Source organism: Pseudomonas sp. MPDS, from assembly GCF_013283895.1.
Classification (GTDB): domain Bacteria; phylum Pseudomonadota; class Gammaproteobacteria; order Pseudomonadales; family Pseudomonadaceae; genus Aquipseudomonas; species Aquipseudomonas rhizophila.
The window spans coordinates 1,934,349-1,959,616 of the sequence record NZ_CP054128.1; the positions used below are offsets into that span (position 1 = coordinate 1,934,349).

Here is a 25,268-nt window from a genome sequence, read left to right on the forward strand (position 1 = left end):
GCATTCACTTGAGCAACTCCTGGCAATAGGGTTTGTCGTGGGCAACGCCGAGCAACTGGCAAATGGTGCCGCACAGTTCGGTCTGTCGGGGTGCGGCGTCGGGGTTGAGGCTGAAGCCGTTGCCCAGCACAAACAGTGGCACTTCCCGTTCTTCAGCCAGCAGGCCGTTGTGGGAGCGGTCGTTGTTCATGCCGTGGTCGGATGTCACCAGCACCTGGTATCCGGCGTCGAGCCAGGCTTGCAGGTAAACCGCCAGGTTGATGTCGGCCGAGCGGGCGCTGTTGCGGTATTGCGGGGTGTCGAGGCCGTGCTTGTGGCCGGCATCGTCGATGTTCATGGGGTGCACCAGCAAAAAATTCGGCAGGTAGCGCTGACGCAGGTGTTCGGCGTCGGCAAACAGATGAGAGTCGGGGTAGTGGTCATTCCAGTAGAAATGCCCGTATTGAATCGGTAGCTCGGGGTTGTCGGTATGACGATCGCGACCGGCCACGAACGGCGAAGCGTTGTAGAGCTCGCTGACCCAGTGATAGGCCGCGGCTGCCGTACTCAAGCCGCCTGCGGTGGCGTAGTGGAAGATACTGCGCTGGTTCGACAGGCGCGAGACATTGTTGTGCACGATCCCGCTGTCGAGGGGCACGACGCCGGTCAGAATGCATTCATAGAGCGGACGGGACAGGGCGGGCAGTTCACATTCCAGTGTGTAGAGCGCCGCGCGTCCTGCGCCGACATAGGCCTGCAAATGCCCCATGGCATGCCGGGCGACCTCGTAGTTGAGGCCGTCGAGCACCACCAGGATGACGTTGTGCTTCATGGGTAGCGGGACTCCGGACAGATACCAGGAAACTCGGATTCACCAGGGACCTGATGTGGAAGCCAGCTTCTGTGGGAGCCGAGCTTGCTCGCGATGAAGGCGACACGGTTCAACTGCAAGACCGTGTCATCGTTCATCGCGAGCAAGCTTTGCTCCCACAGTGCTCGCTCCCACAATTGGATCTCCAGTGGATTTCCAGCGGGAGCTATTGCCTCACTCCATATTGATGATCACTTCTTCCTGCCACTTCTGCGGCAGTGTCTTGGAGGTTTTTTCCCACGCATCCGCATCCTTGATCGGGGTCACGCCTTTGTACTGTTCGTTGGGCAGCAACTTAGCCTTGACCTCTTCAGGCAAGGTCAGGTGCTCGGCGCGGATCGGACGGGCGTTGCCCTTGGCCAGGTTGATCTGACCGGCGTCGCTGAAGATGTATTCGCGAGCCAGTTTGGCGGCGTTCGGGTGCTTGGCGTATTTGTTGATGATGGTGGTGTAGCCGGAGATGACCGAGCCGTCGGATGGAATCAGTACGACGTAATCATCCGGGTTGGCCATCTTGGCCTTGTAGCTCAGGCCGTTGAAGTCCCAGACCACGCCGACCTCGACTTCACCTTTCTCCATGGTGGCGATGGTCGGGTTGGCCATGGACAGACGCCCTTGCTTGGCGATCTCGGCGAACATCAACAAGGCCGGTTGAACGTTTTTCTCGTTGCCGCCATTGGCCAGGGCCGCTGCCAGCACACCGTTGGCGGCTTGGGCGGCGGTGCTCACGTCACCAATGGAAACCTTGTATTTGCCGGTTTTCAGGTCAGCCCATTTGGTTGGCACTTCGGAGCCGTGCAACAGCTTCTTGTTAACGATGAAAGCAATGGTGCCGGTGTAGGCCAGGGCCCAGTTGCCGTCCTTGTCCTTGGCCCAGTCCGGAACCTGTTCCCAGGTACTCGGTTTGTAGGGTTGAACCACACCCTGCTTGACCGCGATCGGGCCGAAAGCTGCGCCGACGTCACCGATATCGGCGCTGGCGTTGTCTTTCTCGGCGGCGAACTTGGCGATTTCCTGGGCCGAGCTCATGTCGGTGTCGATGTGTTTCAAGCCATAGATTTTGGCCAGGTCATCCCAGGTGCCTTTCCAGTTCGCCCAGTCATCGGGCATGCCGACGCTGTTCACGGTGCCTTCCGCTTTCGCAGCGGCTTCCAGTGTTTTCAAATCGGTGTCAGCGGCCATGGCAACAGTGCACATGGCAATGGTCGAGCCTAACAGTGATGCCAGGAAAAACTGTTTCATCCGAAGCTCCTATGGGCGTTTTCAACGCTGCGATTGCGGTTGTGTTGGTCTAGGTCAGCAATACCTGAGCCAATGTAGGCGAGCCCTGTGACATTTTGATGTCGGTGCAGGAGATGCCGGCATGCGCCAGGTGGGGGCAAAGTGGCTGCCAACTAAGCGTAGACCATGGTTAACCGGCTGATCTGCAAGGAGTTGGCCGCTAACTTGCAGGGATGGCAATGAACCGTTCGGCGGTTCTGTCATCTACCAGTCATGTGCAGTGCCTAGGCTTGCAAGCATGAGAAACGGATGGATGCTCCATCGATTTCGCCCCGAAAGAGTGCTGGTCTAGTCCAGATAGGTAACGTTGATGCGCATCGAGACAACCAAAGCGGTGACAACCATCGGGCAAGTCCTGCAGGAGCAGCTCGACCATGGCTTGCTGCCGCCCGGTAGCAAGTTGCCGGCCGAGCGCAAGCTCAGTGAATTGTTCGGCACCACACGCATCACCGTGCGCGAAGCGCTGTTGCAGCTCGAAGCCCAGGGGCAGATCTATCGCGAGGAGCGCCGTGGCTGGTTCGTCTCGCCGCCACGCCTGGCCTATAACCTGATGCAGCGCAGCCATTTCCACGCCATGGTGACTGCCCAGGGGCGAGTGCCTTCCACTCAAGTGATCTCGGCCCGTCTGCAGCCGGCTTCGGCAGCAGTGTGTGCCTGGTTGCAATTGCCGGCACTGTCCAGTGTGATCCAGATCTGCCGCGTGCGGCGTATCGATGAGCGGCTGGTGCTGTATGTCGAGCACTACCTGAACCCGCAGTACTTCCCGGACATCCTCGAATTCGACCTCAATCAGTCCATCACCGAGTTGTACGCCCGTCATTACGACTTGCACTACGGCCGGGTGAAGTTCGAGATTGTGCCCACCTCGCTACAGCCTGAAGCGGCGGCGGCGTTGAAAGTCTCGGTTGGCAGCCCTGGCTTGCGGATTGCCCGGGTCAATTATGACCAGCATCAGCGGTTGATCGATTGTGACCTGGAGTTCTGGCGTCACGATGCGATTCACGTGGGGGTGGACGTGCCGGAACAACCGTCGGCTGCCTGAGGTGAGGTCAGATCGACTCGTTGAGTTTGGCCAGGATCCTGAACACCACCGTGGCGAGGATCAACAACATGCCGATCCACATGGCAAACACCCCGACGTTCTTGTCTCGGAAGTTGAAGCCGATGGCCAGCAGGATCATGCCGGCGATGATGGGCACCAGCATGGCATTGAACGCAGACATCGGAATCATGGCGACGGCCTTGTCGGAGGGGATAAGGTCAGTCTAGTTGGGGTTTTGCCGGGGTGTGATGATGTATGTCATGGCTCCCCCCAATCCGGAGGCGAGCACTGTTGTGGCGAGGGGATTTATCCCCGCTCGGCTGCGCAGCAGACGCACTTGGGCCGTTACTGACATGTGAAGTATTGCGGTGACTGGGCAAAGGGCTGCTCTGCAGCCCTACGGGGATAAATCCCCTCGCCACAGGGGTAAGCATTTCCCGGTTCAAACAGGTGCTGCTGTGGTTACGGCAACTCACGACAGGCATAAAACGCGCTCAACACCTTCACCAGGTGCGCCAGGTCATGACTGCCGCACAGCTCGCGGATCGAGTGCATGGCGAAGGTCGGCAAACCGATGTCCACCGTGCGTACACCCAACTGACTGGCGGTGATCGGGCCGATGGTCGAGCCGCAGCCCATGTCGCTGCGCACCACGAAGCTCTGCACCGGTACTTCCTCGGCCATGCATAGGTGACGGAAGAACCCGGCGGTTTCGCTGTTGGTGGCGTAGCGCTGGTTGGTGTTGACCTTGATCACGGGCCCGGCATTGAGTTTCGGGCCGTGGTTGGCGTCGTGTTTGTCGGCGTAGTTGGGGTGCACGCCGTGGGCGTTGTCCGCGGAAACCAGCAGGGATTTCTGGATGGTCCGTACGAACTCTTCACCTTCAGGCAGCAAACGACGCAGGGTTTGTTCCAGCATCGGACCGTCGGCGCCACAGGCCGAGCAAGAGCCGACTTCCTCGTGGTCGTTGCACACCAGCACGCAGGTCTCTTCGGTGTCGGCGTTCAACAAGGCTTGCAGGCCGGCGTAGCACGACAGCAGATTGTCCAGGCGCGCGCCGGCAATGAAATCACCATGCAGGCCGATGAGCGCGGCGCTTTGGGTGTCGTAGAAACTCAGCTCGTAATCGAGCACCACGTCCGCATTCAGGCCGTGTTCGCGGGCCAGTTGATCGGTGAGCACGGCGCGGAAGTCGACGCGCTCGTCACCGGCGAACTGGGCGAGAATCGGCGGCAGCTCATTCTGTGGGTTGATCGCCCAGCCCTGGTTGGCTTCGCGATTGAGGTGGATGGCCAGGTTCGGAATCGTGGCGATCGGCGCCTTGAAATCGATCAGCTGGCTTTCGACCTTGCCATCGCGGCGGAAGGTCACGCGCCCGGCCAGGGACAAATCGCGGTCAAACCACGGCGCCAGCAGCGCGCCGCCATAAACTTCCACGCCCAGTTGCCAGAACCCGTGGCGTTGCAGTTCCGGCTGGGGCTTGACCCGCAGGCAGGGGCTGTCGGTGTGGGCGCCAACCAGGCGGATGCCGTCGTGCAGCGGTGAGTTGCGCCCCAGTTTGAAAGCGATGATTGAAGAGTCGTTGCGCGTGACGTAGTAACGACCGTTGGCCTCGGTGGCCCAGGTCTCGCGTTCGTCAAGACGCTGATAACCCTCTGCCTCCAGACGTTGGGCAAGGCTGGCGGTGGCGTGGAACGGGGTGGGGGAGGCCTTGAGAAAGTCGATCAGGCCTTGGTTCAACTCTTCGCGCATAAATAACTCCAGACAGCAATGCGCGGGAGTTTACCGTATTGGGGGGCGATGAGGAGGGTGGCCAGTGATTGATATACGCGTTGAATGTGCCGTCCCCTTCGCGAGCAGGCTCGCTCCCACAGGGGGCTCAGGGTGAACACAAAACTTGTGTACGCCTGTAATCCAATGTGGGAGCGAGCCTGCTCGCGATGGGGGCGACGCGATGTCTCAGAACGGCGCCGGGCACTCGAAGCGTAGGCGTTCGCCGCTTTGCGGGTGGGTGAAGCTGAGCATGCTGGCGTGCAGGCACAGCCGTGGCCACGCAGCGAGGGCCTGGGGGTGGGCGTAGAGGCCGTCGCCCAGGAGCGGATGACCAATGGACAGCATGTGCACGCGCAACTGGTGCGAGCGTCCGGTAATCGGCGTCAGTTCGACCCGGCACCAGTCGCCGCAACGCTCCAGCACGCGCCAGAAGGTCAGGGCGTGCTTGCCCTGCTCATGATCCACCACGTGGCGCGGTTTGGTCGGCGGGTCGTAGCGCAGGGGCAGGTCGATGCTGCCGCTGTCCAGCTCCGGTTGGCCCCAGCACAATGCTGTGTAGGCCTTTTCGGTTTCCCGGTCATGAAACTGCCGAGACAGTTCGCGATGGGTGTCCGGATCCCGGGCCAGCAGGATGATGCCAGAGGTTTCCCAGTCCAGCCGGTGCACGATTCGCGCTTCCGGATAGCCGTTTTCCTGCAGGCGGGTGATCAGGCAGTCTTTGTTGTCGTCGGCCCGGCCGGGCACGGACAGCAGCAGGGTCGGCTTGTCGACCACCAGGACGGCGGCGTCCTGATGGATGATGCGGATGTTGGACAGGGGCATTCAAACAGTCTCGTAACAAACGCCAACGGCGGCTCGGGCCCTTTTTCCTAACCCTGTGGGAAGGACTTTGGGACCCGGAGCCGCCGTGGGCACCTGCAGGATCGATCAGCGATCCGGCAGGGTGATATTGAGTTCCAGAATCGAGCAACTGCCCTGGCTTTCCAGCGCCACATGCACATCATCGGACCCGATGTTGACGTACTTGCGGATCACTTCCACCAGTTCTTTCTGCAAGGCTGGCAGATAATCAGGGGTACTGCGCTGGCCGCGCTCGTGCGCCACGATGATCTGTAGACGCTCTTTCGCGACCGAGGCGGTACTTGGCTTTTTGTTGGCACGAAAGAAGTCAAAAAGATTCATTACCTACCTCCAAACAGGCGCTCGAAGAAACCTTTCTTCGTTACATCGAGGAATCGATGCTCTACGGTTTTGCCCAGCAGGCGATCGACCGCATCGCTGTACGCCTGACCGGCGTCGCTCTGATCGTCGAGAATCACCGGCACACCCGAGTTGGAGGCCTTGAGTACCGCTTGGGATTCAGGAATCACACCCAGCAGGGTAACAGCGAGGATTTCCTTGACGTCTTCGACGCCCAGCATTTCGCCATCGCTGACCCGTTGCGGGTTGTAGCGGGTCAGCAGCAGGTGCTCCTTGATCGGCTCTTCGCCGTTCTCGGCGCGACGGGATTTGCTCGCCAGCAGGCCGAGCATGCGATCGGAGTCGCGTACCGACGAGACTTCCGGGTTGGTCACGACGATCGCTTCGTCAGCGAAGTACATCGCCAGGTGGGCACCTTTCTCGATACCGGCCGGGGAGTCGCACACCACGAACTCAAAGTCTTCCTTGAGCTGCATCAGCACTTTTTCCACGCCTTCCTGGGTCAGCGCGTCTTTGTCGCGGGTCTGGCTGGCGGCCAGCACGTACAGATTCTCAAGGCGCTTGTCCTTGATCAGGGCTTGCTGCAGGTTCGCTTCACCGTTGACCACGTTGACGAAGTCATAGACCACGCGACGCTCGCAACCCATGATCAGGTCCAGGTTACGCAGGCCGACGTCGAAGTCGACGATGACTGTTTTGTGGCCGCGCAGAGCGAGGCCGGTACCGATAGCGGCGCTGGTGGTGGTCTTACCCACACCACCCTTGCCGGATGTAACCACGAGAATCTTGGCCAAGGTGTTTCACCCCTAAGGAAAAAGGACTTTTTCAGCCCCTGAAAAACATCTCTTGAAACTGCTGCAATTGGACAGGCTTGGCTGGAATCGGATGCGGGACGGGGTCTACCTCCGGTAAACACTGCCTTATCCTTTTTCCTACGTCGTTTAAGCCGTTTTCGCTACGTTTTAGAGATGCTTGGAAAATGCGGCAGTATCCGTTAAAGCCGAATGATGTTCAACACGTCGCCCGACAGGCTGACCTGGACACCGGCCCCCCACAGCGGGTCGCGACGCAGATCCTCGGAAACCTTGTACTGCCCGGCGATAGAGACCAGTTCAGCGCTCAACTGCTGACAGAAAATCCTGGCTTTCGTATCGCCCTTGACACCGGCCAGGGCACGGCCACGCATCGGGCCGTATACATGGATGTTGCCATCGGCCAGAAGTTCCGCGCCCGGGCTGACCGAGGACACCACGACCAGATCGCCACCCTGGGCATAGATCTGCTGCCCGCCACGTACCGGAGAGGTGATGACTCGGGTCGGCTTGATGGTCGGTTCTGGTGGCTTTTCCGGCTTTTTCCTGGTCTCGACCGGGCTCAGTTCCAGCACCCGTTCCCGGGCGCCGGAGGGCGGCAGCACCGGAATGTCCACGGCGATGGCGGCGGCGATGTCTTCGATACGGCTGGCCCGGATCGCCAGGGTGCGCAGGCCGTGCTGGCGACAAACCCGCATCAGGCCCGGCAGATCCACGGCACCTTCGCCGGCCGGCAGTTTGTCCAGCGCCAGCACCAACGGGGCATTGCTGAAGAAATTCGGGGCCTGGGCGACTTTTGCCGCCAACTGCCGGTCAAGGCTCTCCAGGTCGTTGCGGGCCAGCTCCAGCACCGTAATGGCGAGCATGCTGCCCTTCAGCTGGAACACGGGATCTTGGTCTAGCGATTCGGTTTGGCTCATGGTCGGCGTACAACGGCTTGTCACTAAAAGTGCCGAGACTTATAACGAGATCGTCCCCGGGCCGCAAGCCGGGTCGAACGATGTAGAATGCGCGGCCCATGTCTTTATGGAAGCTGTAATGGATCGCCCGCGTTTTCGAGCTGCATTTTTTCATCCGCGTTTCTGGCTGCTGTGGTGCGGTCTGGGGCTGTTGTGGCTGATCGTTCAGCTGCCCTATCCGCTGCTGCTGCGCGCCGGTCGTGTATTGGGTGCGCTGATGTATCGTGTGGCCGGCGACAGACGGCGCATCGCCCAGCGCAATCTGGAACTGTGTTTTCCTGAAAAGTCCGCTGCCGAGCGCAAGCGCCTGCTCAAGGAAAATTTTGCCTCCACCGGTATCGCCTTCTTCGAAATGGCCATGAGTTGGTGGTGGTCGCGCTCGCGCTTGGCGAAGCTGGCCCATGTCGAAGGGCTGGAGCATCTCAAGCAGGCCCAGCGCGAGGGCAAAGGGGTGATCCTGATGGCGCTGCACTTCACCACGCTGGAAATCGGCGCGGCATTGCTCGGCCAGCAGCACACCATCGACGGCATGTACCGCGAGCACAAGAACCCGCTGTTTGACTACATCCAGCGTCGCGGGCGCGAGCGGCACAATCTTGATTCCCTGGCGGTGGAACGCGACGACGTGCGTGGCATGCTCAAGCTGCTACGGGCGGGGCGGGCGATCTGGTATGCGCCGGACCAGGACTACGGCGCCAAGCAAAGCGTCTTCGTGCCACTGTTCGGCATCCAGGCCGCGACGGTCACGGCCACCAGCAAGTTCGCTCGCCTGGGCAAGGCACGGGTGGTGCCATTCATCCAGGAACGCCTGGCTGATGGCAGGGGTTACCGTTTGGTGATCCAGGCGCCGCTGGAAGATTTTCCAGGGGAGACCGAAGAGGCCGATTGCATCCGTATCAATCGATGGGTGGAGCAGTCGGTCAGCAGATGCCCCGAGCAATACCTCTGGGCTCACCGGCGCTTCAAGAGTCGTCCGCCGGGCGAGCCGAAGCTGTATGACAAACGCGGTTAAGCCTGTAGTCCACTTAATGAACACGGAGCGTTGCGATGACCCCACTTGAACCGGTGACAGGTTTGATTCTTTCCGGCGGCGGGGCTCGGGCAGCGTATCAAGTGGGGGTATTGGCCGCGATTGCCGAACTGTTGCCGGACGGGGCGGATAACCCGTTCCCGGTGATTGTCGGCACCTCGGCCGGGGCAATCAACGCGGTCAGCCTGGCCAGCGGGGCGATGGACTTCAAAACGGCCATCGAGCGCCTGACTGCCTTCTGGCAAGCGGTGCGCAGCCATCAGGTGATGCGCAGCGACTGGTGGGGCGTGATTGCCCAGGCGACACGTTTTATCAGCCACAGCCTGCTAGGCCTGGGCGCCCGGTTACCAGTGGCGCTGATCGACAGTTCCCCGTTGCGTGAACTTCTCCAGTCTCAATTCCACGCCTCGGGCATCGAACAGGCGATCGCGCAGCAGCAACTGCGGGCCGTGGCGGTGACTGCGTTCGGTTATGAGTCCGGCCAGGCCGTGACCTTCTACCAGGGCCGCGGCACCATCGAATCCTGGCTGCGGCACCGGCGCATCGGCGTGCCGACCCAGTTGTCGGTGGAACACCTGCTCGCCAGTTCGGCGATCCCCCTGCTATTCGCGCCGGTCAGGATCGGCCCGGAATATTTCGGCGACGGCGCGGTGCGTCAATCGGCTCCCATCAGCCCGGCCCTGCACCTGGGGGCCAATCGCGTGCTGGTCATCGGGGTCAGCGGCAATCCGCGTGGCCTTGGTTCGCCAGAGCCGTTGCAGCGCAGTTACACCGGCCAGCAACCGACCCTGGCGCAGATCGGTGGTCACATGCTCAACAGTACGTTCATTGACAGCCTGGAAAGCGACATCGAGTTGTTGGAGCGTCTGAATGGCTTCAGTCATCTGCTGCCCGATGACGTGCCGGCTCATGCGCTGGGCGCGGCGCCGGTGGAGGTGTTGGTGATTTCGCCGAGCCAGCCGATCGACGAAATCGCCGCCCGCCATCGCCTGGAATTGCCCCGCGCGCTGCGCATGTTCCTGCGCGGGCCGGGCGCGACCAAGACCAGCGGCGCCGGGGTACTGAGTTATCTGCTGTTCGAAGCGGGCTATTGCAGTGAACTGATCGAGCTGGGACGCCAGGATGCGTTGGCCCAGCGCGAGGAGTTAAGCCGGTTCTTGCGGGTGACGGCGGCGTGATGCAGTAGTCTCCAGCGCCATCGCGAGCAGGCTCGCTCCCACAAGATTCCCTGAGCATCGAGGATCGATGTGGATCAGAAATGATACTTCAGCAAGAAGCTGGTATTGCTCTGATTGGTCTTGAAGCCTTCGCTGTCTTCGATCCCGTATTTGTTCTTCCAGTAGTCGTATTCCACACCCACATACAACTGTTTGGCGCCCAGCTTCAGTGCCTTGCCCAAGTCATACTTGATCTGCGGGTTGATGTGCAGGTTGGCGTGGTAGGTGCCTTTGGAGTTGCTGTCGTTGTCCACCACCCAGTCGATGAAGCCGTCGATCAGGATGTCGGATGAGCCCACCGGGAGGGTGTAGGCCCAGGTCGGTGTAATCTGCCAGACGTTGTCGCCAGCGCGCGGACCTTCGGTCTGGCGGTTGTAGAAATTCAACTGGAAGTAATCGAAACCGGGAATCGCCAGGTCGAAGCCCGGACCGATCAGGTATGACTCGTTGTCACCTTCACCGAACTCATAGGTCATGGCCAGCAACACATCTTTGATCGGACCCAGTTCCAGCTTCTGGTCGAAGATTTTGCCGAACGACAGGCGTGGGCTGAACTCACCGTAGTAGGTGTTCGGGCCGGAATTGCTGTCGTCCTGGCCGTTGTAGAAAATCCGGTCGAGGAAGAAGAAGTTGTCGCCGTATTTCCAGGCATCGGCGTGCTCGAAGGTCACGGTTTGCTGGATGCGCGGGTTGACCTGGAAGTCCTTGCCATAGAGGTAGGTCAGGCTGTTGTTCTGCCATTGGAACAGCTCGTCGGCCATCGCTTGGCCAGCGGTCAGCAAAGATCCCGCAAGTATCAGGCTGGTGCACGTATGTTTCATTCGGTTTGCTCCCAAAGGTAAGTGGTACTGCATTTTTTTTAAGATCAGCGCTCTGGTGTGGCGCTTTTTTCTACGGAAAAACCATCCGTTCGGTCAGCTTTTTGTTTGTGGCAAGCGCTGACAGCAAGAGCTGAGCCAAGACCGGGATAAATCGGAAAAATGGCTTGTTCAGTGGTTTGAAACGCTCGAAAAAGTGTGTTCAGCGCAAGCCGATATCTGCCAACACTGCAATAGTTGGCGTATCGGTCAGGATCTGCTGGTTTTACGCGGCACCGGACTCAAACGGCCGCGCAGGATACGGCCCTGCATTCATGGGCTCAAGTGCCCTGCAACGGCGCATTCGTGGCGAATTTGGGGCGTGATGGCGGGGCTGGGTCATCTGGTGCTTTCCTCTTGTTTTTATTGTTGAGGCGCAGGCAGTCGCTGACGGGCGACCGGTCGTGTGCCGGTCTGCCTGTCAGCGGTATTACGTGTAGCGGGTGATGTCAGGTTTGATGTCGGCGGGACTCAGTTGGTCCGCGCCCCCTGGCTGATCCACGCGCCGATCAGGTCGCGTTCCTGTTGGGTCATCTGGGTGATATTGCCCAGGGGCATGATCTGCGTGGCCACGGCCTGGGCCTGGATGCGCGCGGCTTGTTGCTGGATCTGCTGCGGGGTATCGAACATCACCCCGCCCGGCGCGGCGCTGAACAACGGGCTGGTGGGTTTGGCCGAATGACAGACCGAGCAGCGCTCCTGAATCACGCTGTGGACCTTCTCGAACGAAGGGCCTTGGGCATTGGCGGTCTGGGCCGGCGTCGATGCCGGTGCGGCCGCTGCCGTCGCCGGTTTTGCGCCGCCGCCCACCGCCGTTTCCGGCAACGGTTGGTACTCGATCACACCAGGGGTTTTGGCGACTTCCGGCGCTGTGGTCATGGGTTTTGGACCCGTGACATAAGCCAGGCAGATCATCGCCAGAGCGCCGACCGGCAGCGTCCAGGCATACTTGTTGCTGTCGTGGCGGGTATTGAAATAGTGCCGCACCAACACCGCCGCCACGGCGATCCCGGCCAGGATCAACCAGTTGTACTGGCTGCCATAGGTGCTCGGGAAATGGTTGCTGATCATGATGAACAGCACCGGCAGGGTGAAGTAGTTGTTGTGGCGCGAGCGCAGCAGGCCCTTGGCCGGCAGCGCCGGATCCGGCGTGCGGTTCTCGGCAATGGCCGCCACCAGCGCGCGTTGGGCCGGCATGATGATGCGGAACACGTTGCCGACCATGATCGTCCCGATGACCGCCCCGACATGCAGGTAGGCACCGCGACCGCTGAACACCTTGCTGAACCCGTAGGCCGCGGCGATCAGCAGCACGAACAGGATCAGGCCGAGCAGGGCAGGACGTTTGCCCAGGGCCGAGTCGCAGAGAAAGGAATACACGAACCAGCCGACGAACAACGAGCCGATGCCCAGGGCGACGCCTTCGAGCCCGCTCAGGCTGCTGCCCGGTGCCAACAGGTACAGAGTCGGGTTCCAATAGAACACCAGGCACAGCAGGGCGACGCCCGACATCCAGGTGAAGTAGGCTTCCCATTTGAACCAGTGCAGGTTGTCCGGCATGGACGGCGGCGCGAGTTTGTATTTTTCCAGGTGGTAGATGCCACCACCGTGGATGGCCCACAAATCACCGGCCAGACCGCTTTTGGGGTTGACGCGATTGAGGTTGTTTTCCAGCCAGACGAAGTAGAACGACGCGCCGATCCAGGCCACGCCAGTGATCATATGAACCCAGCGCACGCTCAGGTTCAGCCATTCCAGCATATGTGCTTCCACAGTCTTTACCTCTCGCCCGTCACGCTTGTTTTCGCGTGATCGGACGCTTCTCTTATTGGTGGGGGGCGAGGATCAACAACTCATCCTCTTTGAAAAAATGCTCATCGCAGTTATTGCCTGTGCCACTGCGATCAACCACCAGGAAGTCATCCCGCTTTTCGATCGTCAGCACCGGGTGGTGCCAGACGCCGCGATGGTAATTAATGCCCTGCCTGCCGTTGGTGACGAAGGCGCGGACCAAGCCTGATACAGGTACATCGCCAAGTGGCGCGACCACGATCAGAAAGGGGTTGCCGAGCAGCCCGATGAAAGCCTGGCTGCCCAGCGGATGGCGCTCCAGCATGCGTACGGTCAACGGCATCTCCAGCGCCTCGGCGCGGAAGATGCTGATGATCGCCTTGTCGTCCGGCTCGGCGGTTTCAACCGTCGCCAGGCGATGGAAGCGCATGGTCGAACCATTGTTGATCATGAAGTGATCGCTGCCGTCGGTTTCGATCACGTCACCGAACGGGGCGAAGGCTTCTTTGGTCAACGGTTCGATCTTGAGTGTGCGCATGCTGGTCTTCTTACCTTGAATTCGTTGTTGTCTGTTCTATTGCTATCGCGAGCAGGCTCGCTCCCACATTCGACCTCGTACCCCTGTGGGAGCGAGCCTGCTCGCGATTGGCCTCACCGCTTATTTAGCGACCTTGCCAAGCACCCGCAGGCGACTCACCCCACCATCTGGAAACACATTCAGACGGATGTGGGTGATCGGCCCCAACGCCTTGATCTGCTCGGCGAAGGTGTGTTCGGCGTGCATTTCCAGTTTCTGGCTGGGCAGTAATTCGCGCCAGAACAGCGACTGGGTTTCGATCTGGCTGTCGGTGCCGCCCTTGACGAACGCGCCCTGGATCGAGCAGCTGTCCGGGTAGTTGCCCTTGAAGTGCAGGGTGTCGACGATGACTTTCTCGACCTCGCCGGCATGGCCCAGGGCGACAATCACCCAGTCATTGCCCGGGGTGCGACGTCGGGCGGTTTCCCAGCCGTCGCCCATGTTCACCCCGCGACCGGGGTTGAGGATGTTGCTCATGCGACCGAAGTGTTCGTCGGAACAGGCCAGGGCGCGACCGCCATTGAGGGCCGCGGCGAGGTCGATCTGTTCGTTGTCGCCCACAGCCGACCAGTCGCGGTACGGAATGCCGTAGACCCGCAGGCGGGCCACGCCACCATCGGGGTAGATGTTGAAGCGCAGGTGGCTGAAGGCCTGGTCATTGCTGATTTCATGGTAGTGGTGGCTGTTGCCTTGCAGCTCCACGGCCGACAGCACTTCAGTCCATTGGGTATGTTCGTCTGGCTCGCCGGAGGTCAGGAAGCAGGCTTCCAGGGACGCCGACGGCGGGTAGTTACCGGTGAAGAATGAAGTGTCGATGTCCACGCCTTTGATCGAACCCGGCACGCCCAGGCGGATCACCGCGCTGTCGTAGCCTTCGAAGCGCTTGCGGCGCGACTCCCAGCCGTCCATCCACTTGCCGTTGTCATCGAACACGCCCTCCTTCCATACGGCCGGAGTCGGCTGGAACAGACGGTTGGCGTCAGCGAACCAGTCATCGGTGACCGAAATGATCTTGGTGCCCAGGCGGGCGTCGGCCAGGTTGACGAACTTCTCGAAGGGTACGGCGTAAGCTTTCATTCTTCTTGTCTGCCTTTAATAAGTTGGCTGGGGATGCTTGCAGGGGCCTGGGCCTCAGGGCTGCTTGCTAAAGAGTCAGTAATCGGAACAACGCGATCTTGTTGATCTCTGCCAGCGCGCATTTGAACTCGGTATCTGCCGAGTGGTGAATGCGCGTTTCGAACGCCGCGAGGATCTGATGCCGGTTGCTGCCTTTTACCGCCATGATGAAGGGAAACTTGAACTTGGCTTTGTAGGCCTCGTTCAGCTCGGTGAAGCGTTGGAACTCATCGCTCGAGCATTGGTGAATACCGGCGCCAACCTGTTCGTTGGTGCTGGCCTCGGTCAGTTGGCCCTGGACGGCGGCTTTACCGGCCAGGTCCGGGTGTGCGTTGATCAGCGCCAGTTGGCTGGTGTGATCGGCGCACAGCAGGATGTCGCTCATGCGCTGGTGCAGGGTTTCGATCTGGTCGATCGATGGGTCCTGGCCCAGGTCGAAAGCCTTTTCGGCCACCCACGGCGAATGTTCGTAGATGTCGGCGAAGGCTTTGACGAACGCTTCGCGGCTCAAGGTCGAAGGCTTGAGGGTCTGGAATGCGGTCATTTCGAAGCCCCTGATTTCAAAGCGCCCGGATGTGGGTGGGTCTGCTGCCAGTGGCGGGCGATGTCGACGCGACGGCTGAACCAGACCTGCTCATGACCCTTGGCGTATTCAAGAAACCGCTTGAGGGCCGCGAGACGGGCAGGCCGGCCGATCAGGCGGCAGTGCAGGCCGATGGAAAGCATCTTCGGCGCCTCGCTGCCTTCGGCATACAGCACGTCGAAGGCATCCTTGAGATATTGGAAAAAATCGTCGCCCTTGTTGAAACCCTGGACCTGGGTGAAGCGCATGTCGTTGGTGTCCAGGGTGTACGGAATCACCAGGTGCGGCTTGCCGGTGGGGGTGTTCGGTTCCCAGTAGGGCAGGTCGTCGTCGTAGGTGTCGCTGTCATAGAGAAAACCGCCTTCTTCCATGACCAGCCGGCGGGTGTTGGGGCCTGTGCGGCCGGTGTACCAGCCCAACGGACGTTCGCCGGTGATTTCGGTGAGGATACGGATCGCTTCGAGCATGTGCTCGCGTTCCTGGGCTTCATCCATGTATTGATAGTCGATCCAGCGATAGCCATGGCTGCAGATCTCGTGACCGGCGGCGACCATGGCACGGATCACATCCGGGTGGCGCTGGGCAGCCATGGCCACCGCGAAGATCGTCAGCGGAATATCGAATTCCTTGAACAGCTTGAGGATCCGCCAGACACCGGCGCGGCTGCCATATTCGTAGAGCGATTCCATGCTCATGTTGCGCTCGCCCTGCAGCGGTTGCGCCGAAACCATTTCCGAGAGAAACGCTTCGGACTCCTTGTCGCCATGCAGCACGTTACGCTCGCCGCCTTCCTCGTAGTTGAGCACGAAGGACAGGGCGATGCGGGCGTTGCCCGGCCACTGAGGGTGGGGAGGGTTACTGCCGTAACCGATCAGGTCGCGTGGGTAGTCAGCGCTCACTGCAGTTTTCCTTCTTGTTCGAACCATGTAGGTGGCGCCTGGGCGATGAATCACAGGCTGGCGTCACAGCGATGGGTTGATTGTATACAACTTTATGCGCACTTTGTAAGCCTGATTTTTTGCATTTTTCACTGCTGCCTCTGGCGTGTCTACACTGCAAGAAACCTGCCCATTTGGTCAGCTAAGGTATGACAATCCTGTGTGTCTGTTGGTTTTATTACTGATCGGGTCTGAACCCTTCTCGAATATGGCAGGCGATAAATTTCTGTTTTTTATTGTGTACAATTTTCATTTAAAGTGTCTTAATTCGCTCATCGCCGCAGCGTTTCGTGCTCCGAAACGGTGCGGCCTGTCTTTCAACTGATTCAGGAGGCGTCGGGCCGAACTGCTTGCAGCGAGGCGCGCACAATCAATGGGACGTTTGACTACTCACGTTTTGGATGCCGCGCACGGCTGCCCGGGCAGCTCGATCAAGGTCGAGCTGTACCGCGTCGAAGGTACGCAACTGCAATTGCTCGCCAGCGCGCTGACCAACAGCGACGGCCGTTGCGATGCACCGTTGTTGCAAGGGGATGACTACCGTAGCGGCGTCTATCAGATTCAATTCCATGCCGGCGATTACTACCGTGCCCGTGGCGTCCAGCTGTCCGAGCCGGCGTTCCTGGATGTGGTGGTGCTGCGCTTCGGCATTTCGGCCGAGCAGGAGCATTATCACGTGCCCCTGCTGATTTCGCCCTACGCTTACTCAACGTATCGAGGCAGCTGATCCCCCAAGCAGTTGCCTTGTCCTGGAAGCGACTGCGCATGTAGCTTCTTTGGTTTTTCGCCCGCTCACACTGCGGGCTTTTTTTTGGGCCATGTATTTACAGCCTGGAATTGTCATCCCGGATGATAAAAATCGTGTCTGCAACGCCGGGACGGATTTCAGTACCGCCCTTGAGCCAGATGATTTTATTGGCACTGTGGGCATCGTTGACGGCTTTCGCAGCGACTCCGCCAACCTGGGTTTCCAGGCGCAGCTCGGCTGTCTTGGGATCCATATACATGGGTAGGGAAATCTTCGGAATTCTGGTGCGGTGCAGGCTCATGAAAAATACATAGTCATGCCCTGTGCGGCGAAATACCAAAGCGGGAAAACTGTTGAAAGAGTTGGGCTCAATGACTGTATAGCCATTACGCGTCAGAAGGGCGGCCATAAAGCGTTTGAATTCCACTGGCGAGTACGACGTCAGATAAAGAAGCCACTGTCGCTGGAACCGCAGGGGATCAAAATCCAACCGATTCAATATTCCTGTAGAGGAGGGGTTAGGCAAGGCTATCGAGCGGGCAGCGCCTCGGGACGCCGAAGAGGTTGGAAGAATCGGAAGCATCAACAGTGGATCGGACCATTGCGGATGTGGCGAGAAGGTCGCGTTTTCCCAACTGCTGTAAATCTGCCGGAGTGCGGTCAAACCCGCAGAGTCGGCGAACGGCGAGTCATTGCTGAGTTCAAATTGCCTTCTTGCGATATTTTCCAGGGTGATGGTCGTGACTTCTGGAAAAAAATCCCTGACGTAGGCCGTCAGTGGTTTTTCAAAGGGTAACCTGGCGTCAATTTCCCAATGGTTGTCCGGCGGAACTTGTATTGCGCCTCGGGGTTGCTCGTCAGGCATATGCCTGAGGGTGGCTTCCAACAGGTCAAAATCATAGATGGGATGAGCGGGTGACTGAATGTAGGTGATCGGGGATTCTCGCGCGTCGGTACGTGTCACCACCTTATAGTGAACATTGTTTATGGTGATCAATTCGGACAGCGTGAATCTTGGGTCAACCCCCCAGTTTTTCCTGAATGCCCGTGTAGGTGGGAGATTGGAATCACTGTGGTGCGTCACGTCGCGGTGCGCAGTTGGACGCCATAGAAGGCTGCCCTCCACTTGTTCCAGGCGTGGTCCGGAGGCAACAAGTTCAGTGCCTGATCGGGCTCTGTAGTTCTGTTCGGAGTCGCGACCAAGCAGCACCGTCCCTCCCTCTGCAAGCTCAACGTAGGTGCGTGTCTTGAACGTGCGGATCCCAGAGGTTGCGTCTGGCTCCGATAACAGGGGGACCAGCTCAGGGGAAAGGTAATAATTGTCCAGCGATACCGACAGGGAGCCATCACTGATGGCTGTCGCGGATGCGATTTCGGATACCTGAACGGTCGGGCGCTGCGATTCAGTCGCTTCAGTTTGTCGTCCGGTTGGCGAGCCGGACGCCTGATCGGTTTCTGCGCCTCTCAGGGGATTGCCGAGCATTGTGTCCAGTGACGTATCGCGACTGGAGTGAGGCGTATCAGGGGACGACTTTGTAAGCGTGGGTCGGGTGTTTCGTCTTGGACTCATTGAAAATGTCTGCTCTTGAGTTTGAATATTGATGATTCAAGTAGGTATCAAGCTAATGGCCTGTCGTAGAGCCGGAGGCTGACAGGCCCTGGGTTCCAGGATGTTCGTGGAAAACCAGCAGACAGGTGCACTACATATGTATGGCGTGTGAAAGAAACCGTCGAAGACGTTCTTCAAGGTCAGGTAGGTTCGGGAGACGCCTCAGCCAATGAGAGGAACCAGCTCAATTGCGAGAGCCTTATGCCGAAGACTGCGCTCAGCGCTAACGCCCGCGCAAACATCACTGAGTTGTCCAAAGTGAAGCCTTCTATCAGCTCCACGCATTTTTCCCGCAACAGACGAAGTGTGTCATCACCCAGGGGCGGTGTCTGATTGAGCCCCTCGCGGGCCAGATCCTGATAGATCTTGAGGGCGTGGTCACACAGGTCTGTTTTTCTCAGGTTCGCCGCCTCAATGACTCGGGACTTATCGGTGTCAAGGATCCATTTACGGGTTCTGAGGTTGTAGCTCAGTGTGCCGGGAGACCCATCTTTGACAGCAACGTGAAGAACCTTCAGTTCTTCGGATGTCAGGCTCGACAGTTCGCTGGGCAATGGGATGTTGGGGTCAGTGAGCGGGGCAAAATACCGGCCATCAAGCGCTTCTACATAAACCCGCTCAAACAGGCTGTCGACAGCATGAACAACGCCTTGTGCAGTGATGACTCGTATCGGGTCGACAAGGTCATCAGCTTCATAGACGGGAAGATGGATGGTCGTTCCACCTATTTGCAGCAGGTTGGAGGACAGTTTTATCTCGACTTGGCCCAGGCGCGTGGCATCCAACTCCCATAGGGAGGCACGGGGTAACCGAGGATTGGCGCCGGCCAATGCACCTGGCGTGGACAGGCGTAACGTCATGTTCGGGCTCAGGTGAACCAGGTAGGTGGCGCCTTCGCCAATCAGGACTTCGATACCCGTTTGTTCCGTGGGCGATGTCAGCAGGGCGCAGGTTGCCCAACTGCGCATGTAATAAGGTTTTTTGTCCAAGGGTTGTAGATAGGCGTACTTCTTTTTGGTAGGCGTCAATGGCAATGGAACGTCTGTTTTCCATTCCACCGGATCTTTCCCTATGAATGTTTCGTCCAGCAACAGGCCATAGTCGGGCGAGGGTTGGACCATACGGTACGACGAGCCGTCGTTCAGGGTGAGGATAAAAGTATGATGCGAACCGAGGGCGGAAAATGCACGCCGACCGGTCTTCGCGTTTTGCGCGCTATAGCGCTCATCGGAACTTGCCAGATTTTTCAATACGACTTGGCGAACACCAAAGTGCAAGGTCAGGCCACATTCGCCATATTTGATGCTGTCCCCTTCATCTTTCTGAGTGACATGAGCCTTGTAGTAGGCCTCGATACGGGTCAGCTCGGCGTTGGCGTAGTTAAGATGAAGGGTGGTGGAAAATTCGCTTTTTTGTTTGACCTTGAGTGTGGTCAGTTCATTGAGATGTGAAACATAGTAGCTGGTGTCTTTGTCATGGCTGATCGGCTGCTCGCTTCGATCAGGCAGGATAGCCGGGTTGCGGGGTGTGCCTGGCTGCACCACAACTGTTTCAATGTCGAGCGGGCTGCTGGATTCGATCGTATCGGGCAGGTCGGGTACCAAATGGTAGCCATCCTGGGTGATGAACGTCAGTCTGTTGTTTTGTAAGGCTCTTGGAAAAGCAGAGTCTTCATAGACTTCCCTGATGGTGACTTTGCGAAACTCCCGGTCGCTTGCATCAAAGCATGAAGTAATGACCAGATGACCGTCTTCAATTCGCCAGCTTTCAATCAGGTCAGCTCTCCAGTCCAGTGCGATGACGCTATTGTCCACACCATTTTCGGTGATGGAAACGTGGCCGGGTTTATGAGCGATGGCATAGATATCCTCACCCGGTCCGCCGTCTGCGTTGCGGTTATTTCCATTGAGAATGAAAATTCGGTCATCTCCCGCGCCGGCGTCGATTGAATCGTTGCCGCGGGACCTGATGATGTTTGGGCCGGCTGTCCCCTTGATGATGTTGGCACCACCCTCGGGAATTTCTACGTTTTCAATGCTTTCAAGGTCCGCATGGCGATGAGGCTTGCTCTGCGTGTCATGACTTTTTTGAGTGATGATGGACACTTGCCCGGCGTCCAGGTCGACCTGGTAACCCAGACGCGGCTCCTGATGACTGCTGCTACGGCCCGACAACACCAGGGTGTCGTTGCCCAAGCCACCTACCAGGTTATTTGCTGACGTTTCACTGAGGGTTTCCGTGGAGCCTTCAAAGATAAACACGTCGTCTTTTGTGCCCCCGGTCAGTTTTTTAACGCCCGCCCCGTAGTGAAAGACGTTTGGCTTGTTTTCGACGCCTTCCACGGTGTCGTTGCCGCCGCCGATGTACCAGTGGATAGCTTTATGTTCGGCCGACGTTTCAATGACTGCGCCGGGCGTCTGAGCCGTAACGCCTTTACGCGCATCGATCCGGTCGTCGTTGTCTTTGATCTTCGGACGGACTGTCGTCGCCCGGTACCTGGCACCGGTCCACCAGTTCCAGGTGTTGTAAGGCACCGGTTCGAGTTCCACGCTGAATGTGCCGTTTACGATTGCCTCAGTGCTGTCTTTCAGTGGGCCTTTGAGCAAGTGCGAGGCATTGGCCTGCAGCAGCTTTGTATGTTCGGCGGTAGCCTTGGCGATGGTGTAGCGATCCTGGATATCTTTGTCAGGGCCCATCGCCCAGAAGGCCAACCAACCGGTGCGCAGACGCTCGTGCACGGTGAGTTCTATATAGTCGTCGATGTCATCGACTTGACGAACCGCGCCCCAGATTTGTGAGCCAACCACCAGGATAAGTCCGGCGGCAAGGCCCACTGGACCGGCTGAACCAAATCCCGCCAGCGCCGCTATGCCAATGGTTAAGGTCATCGCGGCGCTGGTGACGCTCAAGGCTGCGCTGACATAGTGATCGGTGGCTTCTTTGCCAGTGGCGTGGGCAGCCGCCTTGAAAGAATCGACCGCGGCGATGATATCGAAAGGAAGTGTCAGGACGCTGGCAATCAGCCCACTTCCACGGGCGAGACGCGTGGCAAAGGTCGTTTTGGCAAAGCCCTCGAGGGAGCGTTGGCCGGCCCTGATCATCTGAGAGGCTTGTCTGGTCACCGCAGCTTCGACACCGATTGAAGCGACTTCGGCGGCCACGCTGGTCCCATTGAAAATGGTCTGGTAGGAGTCCTTGTTACGGATGGCGTCTTGCAGGCCGCGCAGACCGCTATAGATTCCGAAGGCCTGAAGTCCAAGCCCTGTAGGGATGAGGATATTGCTCTTGGTTGTATTTGCCCAACTGAATGCTCCATGGCTAAGCCCTTGTATATCGAGCCTTTGGGCCGATTTCAGGAGTTTTTCCAGTGTTCTCCGATGGCTGGCGGGTTCGGCTTGTGTTTCAGGCGTTTGCCTCAATAATGGGGGCGCGGCGGGTGAGCGCTGGCTCGCCATTTCAAACAGCAACGTGGGCAGCCGATAGTCGTTGGCGTCGGCGGTCAGTTTGAGCCGTGTTTCAATATTGTTTGCGTTGAACTGTAACGAGTTCACGAAAAAACGATTGGGGCTGCGGGAAAAAGTATTGTCGCCGTTCAGCGGCTGTCCATCGGTGGTTGCGCCTAACGCATCCAGGGCTGAACGGGTGACAGTCACGGAACCGATGTGCAGCGGGCCGTAAAGTTTATCGACGATTTCGAGTTGGGCTTGTCTATGTTTGTGCTCCGAACTCAGCTGCGTCCCATCGGCAGTCTTGAAATCGAGTGTTTCGATGGTGTGCTTATTTGTAGGCACGCCTAAGTCGGTAATGACTACGGCATAGTCGTCGGGCACCGGGCCGGGCTGGAGAATCTGGGCCATTGTGAACGTCCTTGTTCAACGATGATTGAGTGGCCCTATATGTAAGATGCTTCCTGGCGGGGTGTATATCGATGGGTTGTTTCTACGTTTTGCGAAAGCCTCGAGTAAAAGATGAGGCTGTTTCGCAAAGTCAGGGACTCAGTGAGTGGACATCAAAGAGGCCGCGCCCGCACCGCCAAAGAGTCCTGCGCTGATGCGGTTGAACCAACTCTGGCCTTTACCCGTTCGCAGATACCGCGCCGCGCCGTGGGCGCCGAGGCCGTAAGCCAGCTTGCAGAGCAGGTCAAGAACGGTCCAGGTGGCGATCATGATCAGCAGTTGCGGCAGGAACGGTTGTTCGGCGCTCAAGAACTGCGGCAGGAAAGCGGCGAAGAACAGAATGTCCTTGGGGTTGCTGGCACCCAGCACGAATGCCCGGCCGAACAGGGCGCGAAAGCGCGGGATGGCGGCGGCTTGGGGCACTTCGGCACCCTGGGACGGTTGGCGCGATTGCTGCCAGCTCTGCCAGGCCAGGTAAAACAGATACAACGCGCCGACCATCTTCAGGGCGCTGAACAGTTGCTCTGACGCCAACAACAGTGCGCCGAGGCCCAGCGCCGATGCGCTCAGCAGGCAAATCGAGGCGATCACGCCACCCAGAAACGCCGGATACGAACGGCGCAGGCCATAGTTCAGGCTGTTGCCGATCATCAGCAACGACAGTGGGCCGGGGATGAGGATCACCACCAGAGCGGCGCCGCTGAACAACAGCCAGGTTTCCAGATTCATTGCTTTGCTCCTGATGCAAGAACGCCTCACCCGACGGGGTGAGGCTGATGAATAATCCCGTGCCTACAAGAAGATGAACTTGGCGATGAAGATCGCGCAGAGCACCCACAGACTGACAGAAATTTCCTTGTGTTTACCCGTGCCGGCCTTAAGCACCACATAGGTGATGAAGCCCAGCGCAATACCGTCGGCGACCGAAAAGGTCAGGGGCATCATGATGGCCGTGACGATGGCCGGGATGCTGTCGGTCGCTTCGTCCCATTCGATGTGGGCCATGCCCCCCATCATCAGCATGGCGACATAGATCAAAGCCCCCGCGGTAGCGTAGGCGGGGATCATCCCGGCCAGGGGTGCGAAGAACATCGCGGCAATAAATAGCACACCAACCGTCACGGCGGTAAGCCCTGTGCGGCCACCCGCCGCGACACCGGCGGCGCTTTCCACGTAGCTGGTTACCGGCGGCACGCCGACCATGGCGCCGAACACGCTGGAGGCGCTGTCGGCTTTCAACGCCTTGGACAGGTTCTCGATCTTGCCATCAGGTTTGACCAACCCGGCACGCTGGGCAACGCCCATCAGGGTGCCGGCGGTGTCGAACATGTGCACGAACAGGAAGGCCAGCACTACGCTGATCATGCTGACGTTGAATACGCCGAGCACATCCATCGCCATCCAGGTGGGCGCCAGGCTCGGAGGCGTCGACATGACCCCGTTGTATTGCACCAGTCCCAGGCCCCAACCGGCCAGGGTCACGGCGATGATGCTGATCAGGATCGCGCCGAACACGCGGTGATAGCTGAGCACGGCGATCATCAGGAAACACACCGCAGCCAGTAACGGGCCGGGCTCGTGCAGGGAGCCGAGCTTGATCAGGGTAGCGGGGCTGTCCACGACGATGCCGGCGGTCTTCAGGCCGATCAGTCCAAGGAACAACCCGACTCCCGCACCCATGGCATAACGCAGGCTCACCGGAATGCTGTTGAGCAGCCACTCACGCACCCGCGACAGGGTCAGGAACATGAACAGCACCCCGGAAACAAACACCGCGCCCAATGCGGTTTCCCAGTTGTAGCCCATGGTGCCGACCACGGTGTAGGTGAAAAACGCGTTCAGGCCCATGCCCGGTGCCAGGCCCACCGGCCAGTTGGCGTACAGGCCCATCAACAGGCAACCCAGGGCGGCGGCGATGCAGGTCGCGACGAATGCGGCGCCGTGATCGATGCCGGCGTCGGCCATGATGTTGGGGTTGACGAAGATGATGTAGGCCATGGTGATGAAGGTCGTCAGACCGGCAATCAGCTCGGTCTTCACCGTGGTGCCATGCAAGCTGAGTTTGAAGATGCGCTCCAGCCAGCCAGTGCGTAGTGGCGGCGAGAGGTCCAGCGTCCGGGCTTCGGGTTTGCGGCTTTCCACAGCGAGTACTCCTCAAGAGTTTTATTGTTATTTCCAGCACGCCCGCCCCCTGAGGGTGGCGGCGTTGCTTTGAGGCAGGTAAGGCCGGCGAGGTTTTTTGACCTTATGGTCAAGAACTCGCACGAAGCGAATTATGCTTTTGTATACAAATAAAGCAAATAATGTTTTCTATGTTGTCGACGAAATGTCTGGCGATAGGGATATATCGCCCATGCGGGCGCTATCGCGAGCAAGCTCGCTCCCACAGGGGAGCTGCGTCGTTCACAAAATTTGTGCGCATGGGGGATCCATTGTGGGAGCGAGCCTGCTCGCGATGGCGCCGGTTCTGACGCTACAAATCCCTCAGCTCGCCGAACCCTTGCCCAATCCCAGGTTCACCGCCAACCACCCATTCACTGCCGTCTCCCCAGCCTCGGCAAACACCCGCTCGAGCAATTTCACCTGCTCACGCCGCAACGCCTGCTCGAACCGCTCGCCCTCGGCGGTCAGTTCCAACAGCCGCTTACGCTTGTCGGTCTCGGACGCGACGCTGTTCACCAGATGCATTTCCATCAACTGCCGCAACGGCATGTTCAACGCCTGTTTGCTCACGCCAAGCAGCGTCAGCAATTCCTTCACGCTCAGGGATGGGTAGCGGGCGATAAAAAAAAAGATGCGCTGATGCACCCGGCTCAGCCCGCGACGCTCAAGCATTTCATCGGCCTTGGCGGTAAACGCCTGGTAACCGAAGAAGAACGCTTCCATGGCCATTTGCTGGGAGGCCGGGTTTTTAAGGTCAAGCATGTTGACGTATCCAGAGAGGTCGGAGTAATTTCGGTCAACCAGTTTGACTCATTTTTCCAGTGAC

At 58.9% G+C, this 25,268-nt stretch carries 23 protein-coding genes; 4 read left to right on the top strand and 19 right to left on the bottom strand.

Translation table 11 applies throughout. The features are described from left to right. Positions 1 to 4: 4 nt before the first annotated feature. Positions 5 to 811 carry an alkaline phosphatase family protein gene (locus tag HQ912_RS08445; protein ID WP_047229647.1) on the bottom strand — a complete coding sequence of 269 codons (807 nt, stop codon included), beginning with the start codon at positions 809 to 811 and terminating at the stop codon, positions 5 to 7. A gap of 213 nt (positions 812 to 1,024) precedes the next feature. Beyond that, complete coding sequence (locus tag HQ912_RS08450; RefSeq protein ID WP_173406667.1) at positions 1,025 to 2,092, bottom strand: ABC transporter substrate-binding protein; 1,068 nt, start codon at positions 2,090 to 2,092, stop codon at positions 1,025 to 1,027. 349 nt (positions 2,093 to 2,441) lie between these two features. Between HQ912_RS08450 and HQ912_RS08455 the strand changes: the two genes are divergently transcribed. Continuing rightward, entirely contained in the window at positions 2,442 to 3,173 is a 732-nt protein-coding gene (locus HQ912_RS08455; protein ID WP_107321758.1) for a UTRA domain-containing protein, read from the top strand. 7 nt (positions 3,174 to 3,180) lie between these two features. On the opposite strand, the gene HQ912_RS08460 is transcribed toward HQ912_RS08455, so the two are convergent. The 6 genes from HQ912_RS08460 to minC all read right to left on the bottom strand — a co-directional run bounded on the left by HQ912_RS08460 (position 3,181) and on the right by minC (position 7,878). Further along, positions 3,181 to 3,363, bottom strand: coding sequence for a hypothetical protein (locus HQ912_RS08460; protein ID WP_047229644.1), 183 nt, complete (start codon positions 3,361 to 3,363; stop codon positions 3,181 to 3,183). A 272-nt stretch (positions 3,364 to 3,635) separates the two neighbouring features. Continuing rightward, positions 3,636 to 4,925 carry a M18 family aminopeptidase gene (locus tag HQ912_RS08465; RefSeq protein WP_047229643.1) on the bottom strand — a complete coding sequence of 430 codons (1,290 nt, stop codon included), beginning with the start codon at positions 4,923 to 4,925 and terminating at the stop codon, positions 3,636 to 3,638. Positions 4,926 to 5,132: 207 nt separating this feature from the next. Next, a complete protein-coding gene (locus HQ912_RS08470; RefSeq protein WP_018612476.1) occupies positions 5,133 to 5,768 on the bottom strand; it encodes an RluA family pseudouridine synthase in 636 nt (211 codons plus the stop codon). A gap of 105 nt (positions 5,769 to 5,873) precedes the next feature. Next, positions 5,874 to 6,128, bottom strand: a complete 255-nt coding sequence (gene minE / locus HQ912_RS08475; protein WP_003179111.1) for a cell division topological specificity factor MinE — start codon at positions 6,126 to 6,128, stop codon at positions 5,874 to 5,876. Next, positions 6,128 to 6,940: a septum site-determining protein MinD gene (gene minD, locus HQ912_RS08480; RefSeq protein ID WP_042728954.1), complete on the bottom strand. Its 813-nt coding sequence runs from the start codon at positions 6,938 to 6,940 to the stop codon at positions 6,128 to 6,130. The genes minE and minD overlap by 1 nt, the downstream gene beginning before the upstream one ends. A gap of 200 nt (positions 6,941 to 7,140) precedes the next feature. Next, a complete protein-coding gene (gene minC, locus HQ912_RS08485; protein ID WP_047229642.1) occupies positions 7,141 to 7,878 on the bottom strand; it encodes a septum site-determining protein MinC in 738 nt (245 codons plus the stop codon). Between the two features lie 118 nt (positions 7,879 to 7,996). On the opposite strand from minC, the gene HQ912_RS08490 reads away from it, so the two are divergent. After that, complete coding sequence (locus HQ912_RS08490) at positions 7,997 to 8,929, top strand: lipid A biosynthesis lauroyl acyltransferase (protein WP_076383790.1); 933 nt, start codon at positions 7,997 to 7,999, stop codon at positions 8,927 to 8,929. Positions 8,930 to 8,964: 35 nt separating this feature from the next. Next, positions 8,965 to 10,125 (top strand): patatin-like phospholipase family protein, encoded by a 1,161-nt coding sequence (locus HQ912_RS08495; protein WP_173406668.1) that lies wholly within the window; start codon positions 8,965 to 8,967, stop codon positions 10,123 to 10,125. Between the two features lie 74 nt (positions 10,126 to 10,199). On the opposite strand, the gene HQ912_RS08500 is transcribed toward HQ912_RS08495, so the two are convergent. The 6 genes from HQ912_RS08500 to puuE form a co-directional block, all read right to left on the bottom strand. After that, the gene (locus HQ912_RS08500; protein WP_107321760.1) at positions 10,200 to 10,985 is read right to left on the bottom strand and encodes an outer membrane protein OmpK; all 786 of its coding nucleotides are present in this window, start codon (positions 10,983 to 10,985) and stop codon (positions 10,200 to 10,202) included. Between the two features lie 507 nt (positions 10,986 to 11,492). Then, positions 11,493 to 12,794 carry a urate hydroxylase PuuD gene (locus HQ912_RS08505; protein WP_047229638.1) on the bottom strand — a complete coding sequence of 434 codons (1,302 nt, stop codon included), beginning with the start codon at positions 12,792 to 12,794 and terminating at the stop codon, positions 11,493 to 11,495. Between the two features lie 52 nt (positions 12,795 to 12,846). Beyond that, positions 12,847 to 13,350 carry an ureidoglycolate lyase gene (locus HQ912_RS08510; protein ID WP_047229637.1) on the bottom strand — a complete coding sequence of 168 codons (504 nt, stop codon included), beginning with the start codon at positions 13,348 to 13,350 and terminating at the stop codon, positions 12,847 to 12,849. Positions 13,351 to 13,470: 120 nt separating this feature from the next. Continuing rightward, a complete protein-coding gene (gene alc / locus HQ912_RS08515; protein WP_047229636.1) occupies positions 13,471 to 14,466 on the bottom strand; it encodes an allantoicase in 996 nt (331 codons plus the stop codon). Positions 14,467 to 14,533: 67 nt separating this feature from the next. After that, positions 14,534 to 15,049 (bottom strand): 2-oxo-4-hydroxy-4-carboxy-5-ureidoimidazoline decarboxylase, encoded by a 516-nt coding sequence (uraD, locus tag HQ912_RS08520; RefSeq protein WP_173406669.1) that lies wholly within the window; start codon positions 15,047 to 15,049, stop codon positions 14,534 to 14,536. Next, positions 15,046 to 15,987, bottom strand: a complete 942-nt coding sequence (gene puuE, locus HQ912_RS08525) for an allantoinase PuuE (protein WP_076383794.1) — start codon at positions 15,985 to 15,987, stop codon at positions 15,046 to 15,048. The genes uraD and puuE overlap by 4 nt, the downstream gene beginning before the upstream one ends. Before the next feature lie 412 nt (positions 15,988 to 16,399). On the opposite strand from puuE, the gene uraH reads away from it, so the two are divergent. Then, positions 16,400 to 16,753 (top strand): hydroxyisourate hydrolase, encoded by a 354-nt coding sequence (uraH, locus tag HQ912_RS08530; RefSeq protein WP_047229633.1) that lies wholly within the window; start codon positions 16,400 to 16,402, stop codon positions 16,751 to 16,753. A gap of 97 nt (positions 16,754 to 16,850) precedes the next feature. On the opposite strand, the gene HQ912_RS08535 is transcribed toward uraH, so the two are convergent. The 5 genes from HQ912_RS08535 to HQ912_RS08555 form a co-directional block, all read right to left on the bottom strand. Beyond that, a complete protein-coding gene (locus HQ912_RS08535; RefSeq protein ID WP_076383796.1) occupies positions 16,851 to 18,257 on the bottom strand; it encodes a hypothetical protein in 1,407 nt (468 codons plus the stop codon). Positions 18,258 to 18,523: 266 nt separating this feature from the next. Further along, positions 18,524 to 22,240 carry a calcium-binding protein gene (locus tag HQ912_RS08540; protein ID WP_173406670.1) on the bottom strand — a complete coding sequence of 1,239 codons (3,717 nt, stop codon included), beginning with the start codon at positions 22,238 to 22,240 and terminating at the stop codon, positions 18,524 to 18,526. Positions 22,241 to 22,378: 138 nt separating this feature from the next. After that, the gene (locus HQ912_RS08545) at positions 22,379 to 23,008 is read right to left on the bottom strand and encodes a LysE family translocator (protein WP_047229631.1); all 630 of its coding nucleotides are present in this window, start codon (positions 23,006 to 23,008) and stop codon (positions 22,379 to 22,381) included. A 63-nt stretch (positions 23,009 to 23,071) separates the two neighbouring features. Next, positions 23,072 to 24,421, bottom strand: coding sequence for an NCS2 family permease (locus HQ912_RS08550; RefSeq protein ID WP_047229630.1), 1,350 nt, complete (start codon positions 24,419 to 24,421; stop codon positions 23,072 to 23,074). Positions 24,422 to 24,763: 342 nt separating this feature from the next. Beyond that, positions 24,764 to 25,204, bottom strand: a complete 441-nt coding sequence (locus HQ912_RS08555; RefSeq protein WP_173406671.1) for a MarR family winged helix-turn-helix transcriptional regulator — start codon at positions 25,202 to 25,204, stop codon at positions 24,764 to 24,766. Between the last annotated feature and the right edge of the window lie 64 nt (positions 25,205 to 25,268).

Excerpts from the sequence above, each read along its gene's own strand:
- uraH (WP_047229633.1), top strand. The coding sequence starts at position 16,400 with ATGGGACGTTTGACTACTCACGTTTTGGATGCCGCGCACGGCTGCCCG.
- HQ912_RS08555 (WP_173406671.1), bottom strand. The coding sequence starts at position 25,204 with ATGCTTGACCTTAAAAACCCGGCCTCCCAGCAAATGGCCATGGAAGCG.
- minC (WP_047229642.1), bottom strand. The coding sequence starts at position 7,878 with ATGAGCCAAACCGAATCGCTAGACCAAGATCCCGTGTTCCAGCTGAAG.
- HQ912_RS08455 (WP_107321758.1), top strand. The coding sequence starts at position 2,442 with ATGCGCATCGAGACAACCAAAGCGGTGACAACCATCGGGCAAGTCCTG.
- HQ912_RS08495 (WP_173406668.1), top strand. The coding sequence starts at position 8,965 with ATGACCCCACTTGAACCGGTGACAGGTTTGATTCTTTCCGGCGGCGGG.
- uraD (WP_173406669.1), bottom strand. The coding sequence starts at position 15,049 with ATGACCGCATTCCAGACCCTCAAGCCTTCGACCTTGAGCCGCGAAGCG.
- alc (WP_047229636.1), bottom strand. The coding sequence starts at position 14,466 with ATGAAAGCTTACGCCGTACCCTTCGAGAAGTTCGTCAACCTGGCCGAC.
- HQ912_RS08470 (WP_018612476.1), bottom strand. The coding sequence starts at position 5,768 with ATGCCCCTGTCCAACATCCGCATCATCCATCAGGACGCCGCCGTCCTG.
- HQ912_RS08540 (WP_173406670.1), bottom strand. The coding sequence starts at position 22,240 with ATGGCCCAGATTCTCCAGCCCGGCCCGGTGCCCGACGACTATGCCGTA.
- HQ912_RS08545 (WP_047229631.1), bottom strand. The coding sequence starts at position 23,008 with ATGAATCTGGAAACCTGGCTGTTGTTCAGCGGCGCCGCTCTGGTGGTG.
- HQ912_RS08535 (WP_076383796.1), bottom strand. The coding sequence starts at position 18,257 with ATGCTCGGCAATCCCCTGAGAGGCGCAGAAACCGATCAGGCGTCCGGC.
- HQ912_RS08445 (WP_047229647.1), bottom strand. The coding sequence starts at position 811 with ATGAAGCACAACGTCATCCTGGTGGTGCTCGACGGCCTCAACTACGAG.
- HQ912_RS08450 (WP_173406667.1), bottom strand. The coding sequence starts at position 2,092 with ATGAAACAGTTTTTCCTGGCATCACTGTTAGGCTCGACCATTGCCATG.
- HQ912_RS08510 (WP_047229637.1), bottom strand. The coding sequence starts at position 13,350 with ATGCGCACACTCAAGATCGAACCGTTGACCAAAGAAGCCTTCGCCCCG.
- minE (WP_003179111.1), bottom strand. The coding sequence starts at position 6,128 with ATGAATCTTTTTGACTTCTTTCGTGCCAACAAAAAGCCAAGTACCGCC.
- HQ912_RS08490 (WP_076383790.1), top strand. The coding sequence starts at position 7,997 with ATGGATCGCCCGCGTTTTCGAGCTGCATTTTTTCATCCGCGTTTCTGG.
- HQ912_RS08500 (WP_107321760.1), bottom strand. The coding sequence starts at position 10,985 with ATGAAACATACGTGCACCAGCCTGATACTTGCGGGATCTTTGCTGACC.
- HQ912_RS08465 (WP_047229643.1), bottom strand. The coding sequence starts at position 4,925 with ATGCGCGAAGAGTTGAACCAAGGCCTGATCGACTTTCTCAAGGCCTCC.
- HQ912_RS08460 (WP_047229644.1), bottom strand. The coding sequence starts at position 3,363 with ATGATTCCGATGTCTGCGTTCAATGCCATGCTGGTGCCCATCATCGCC.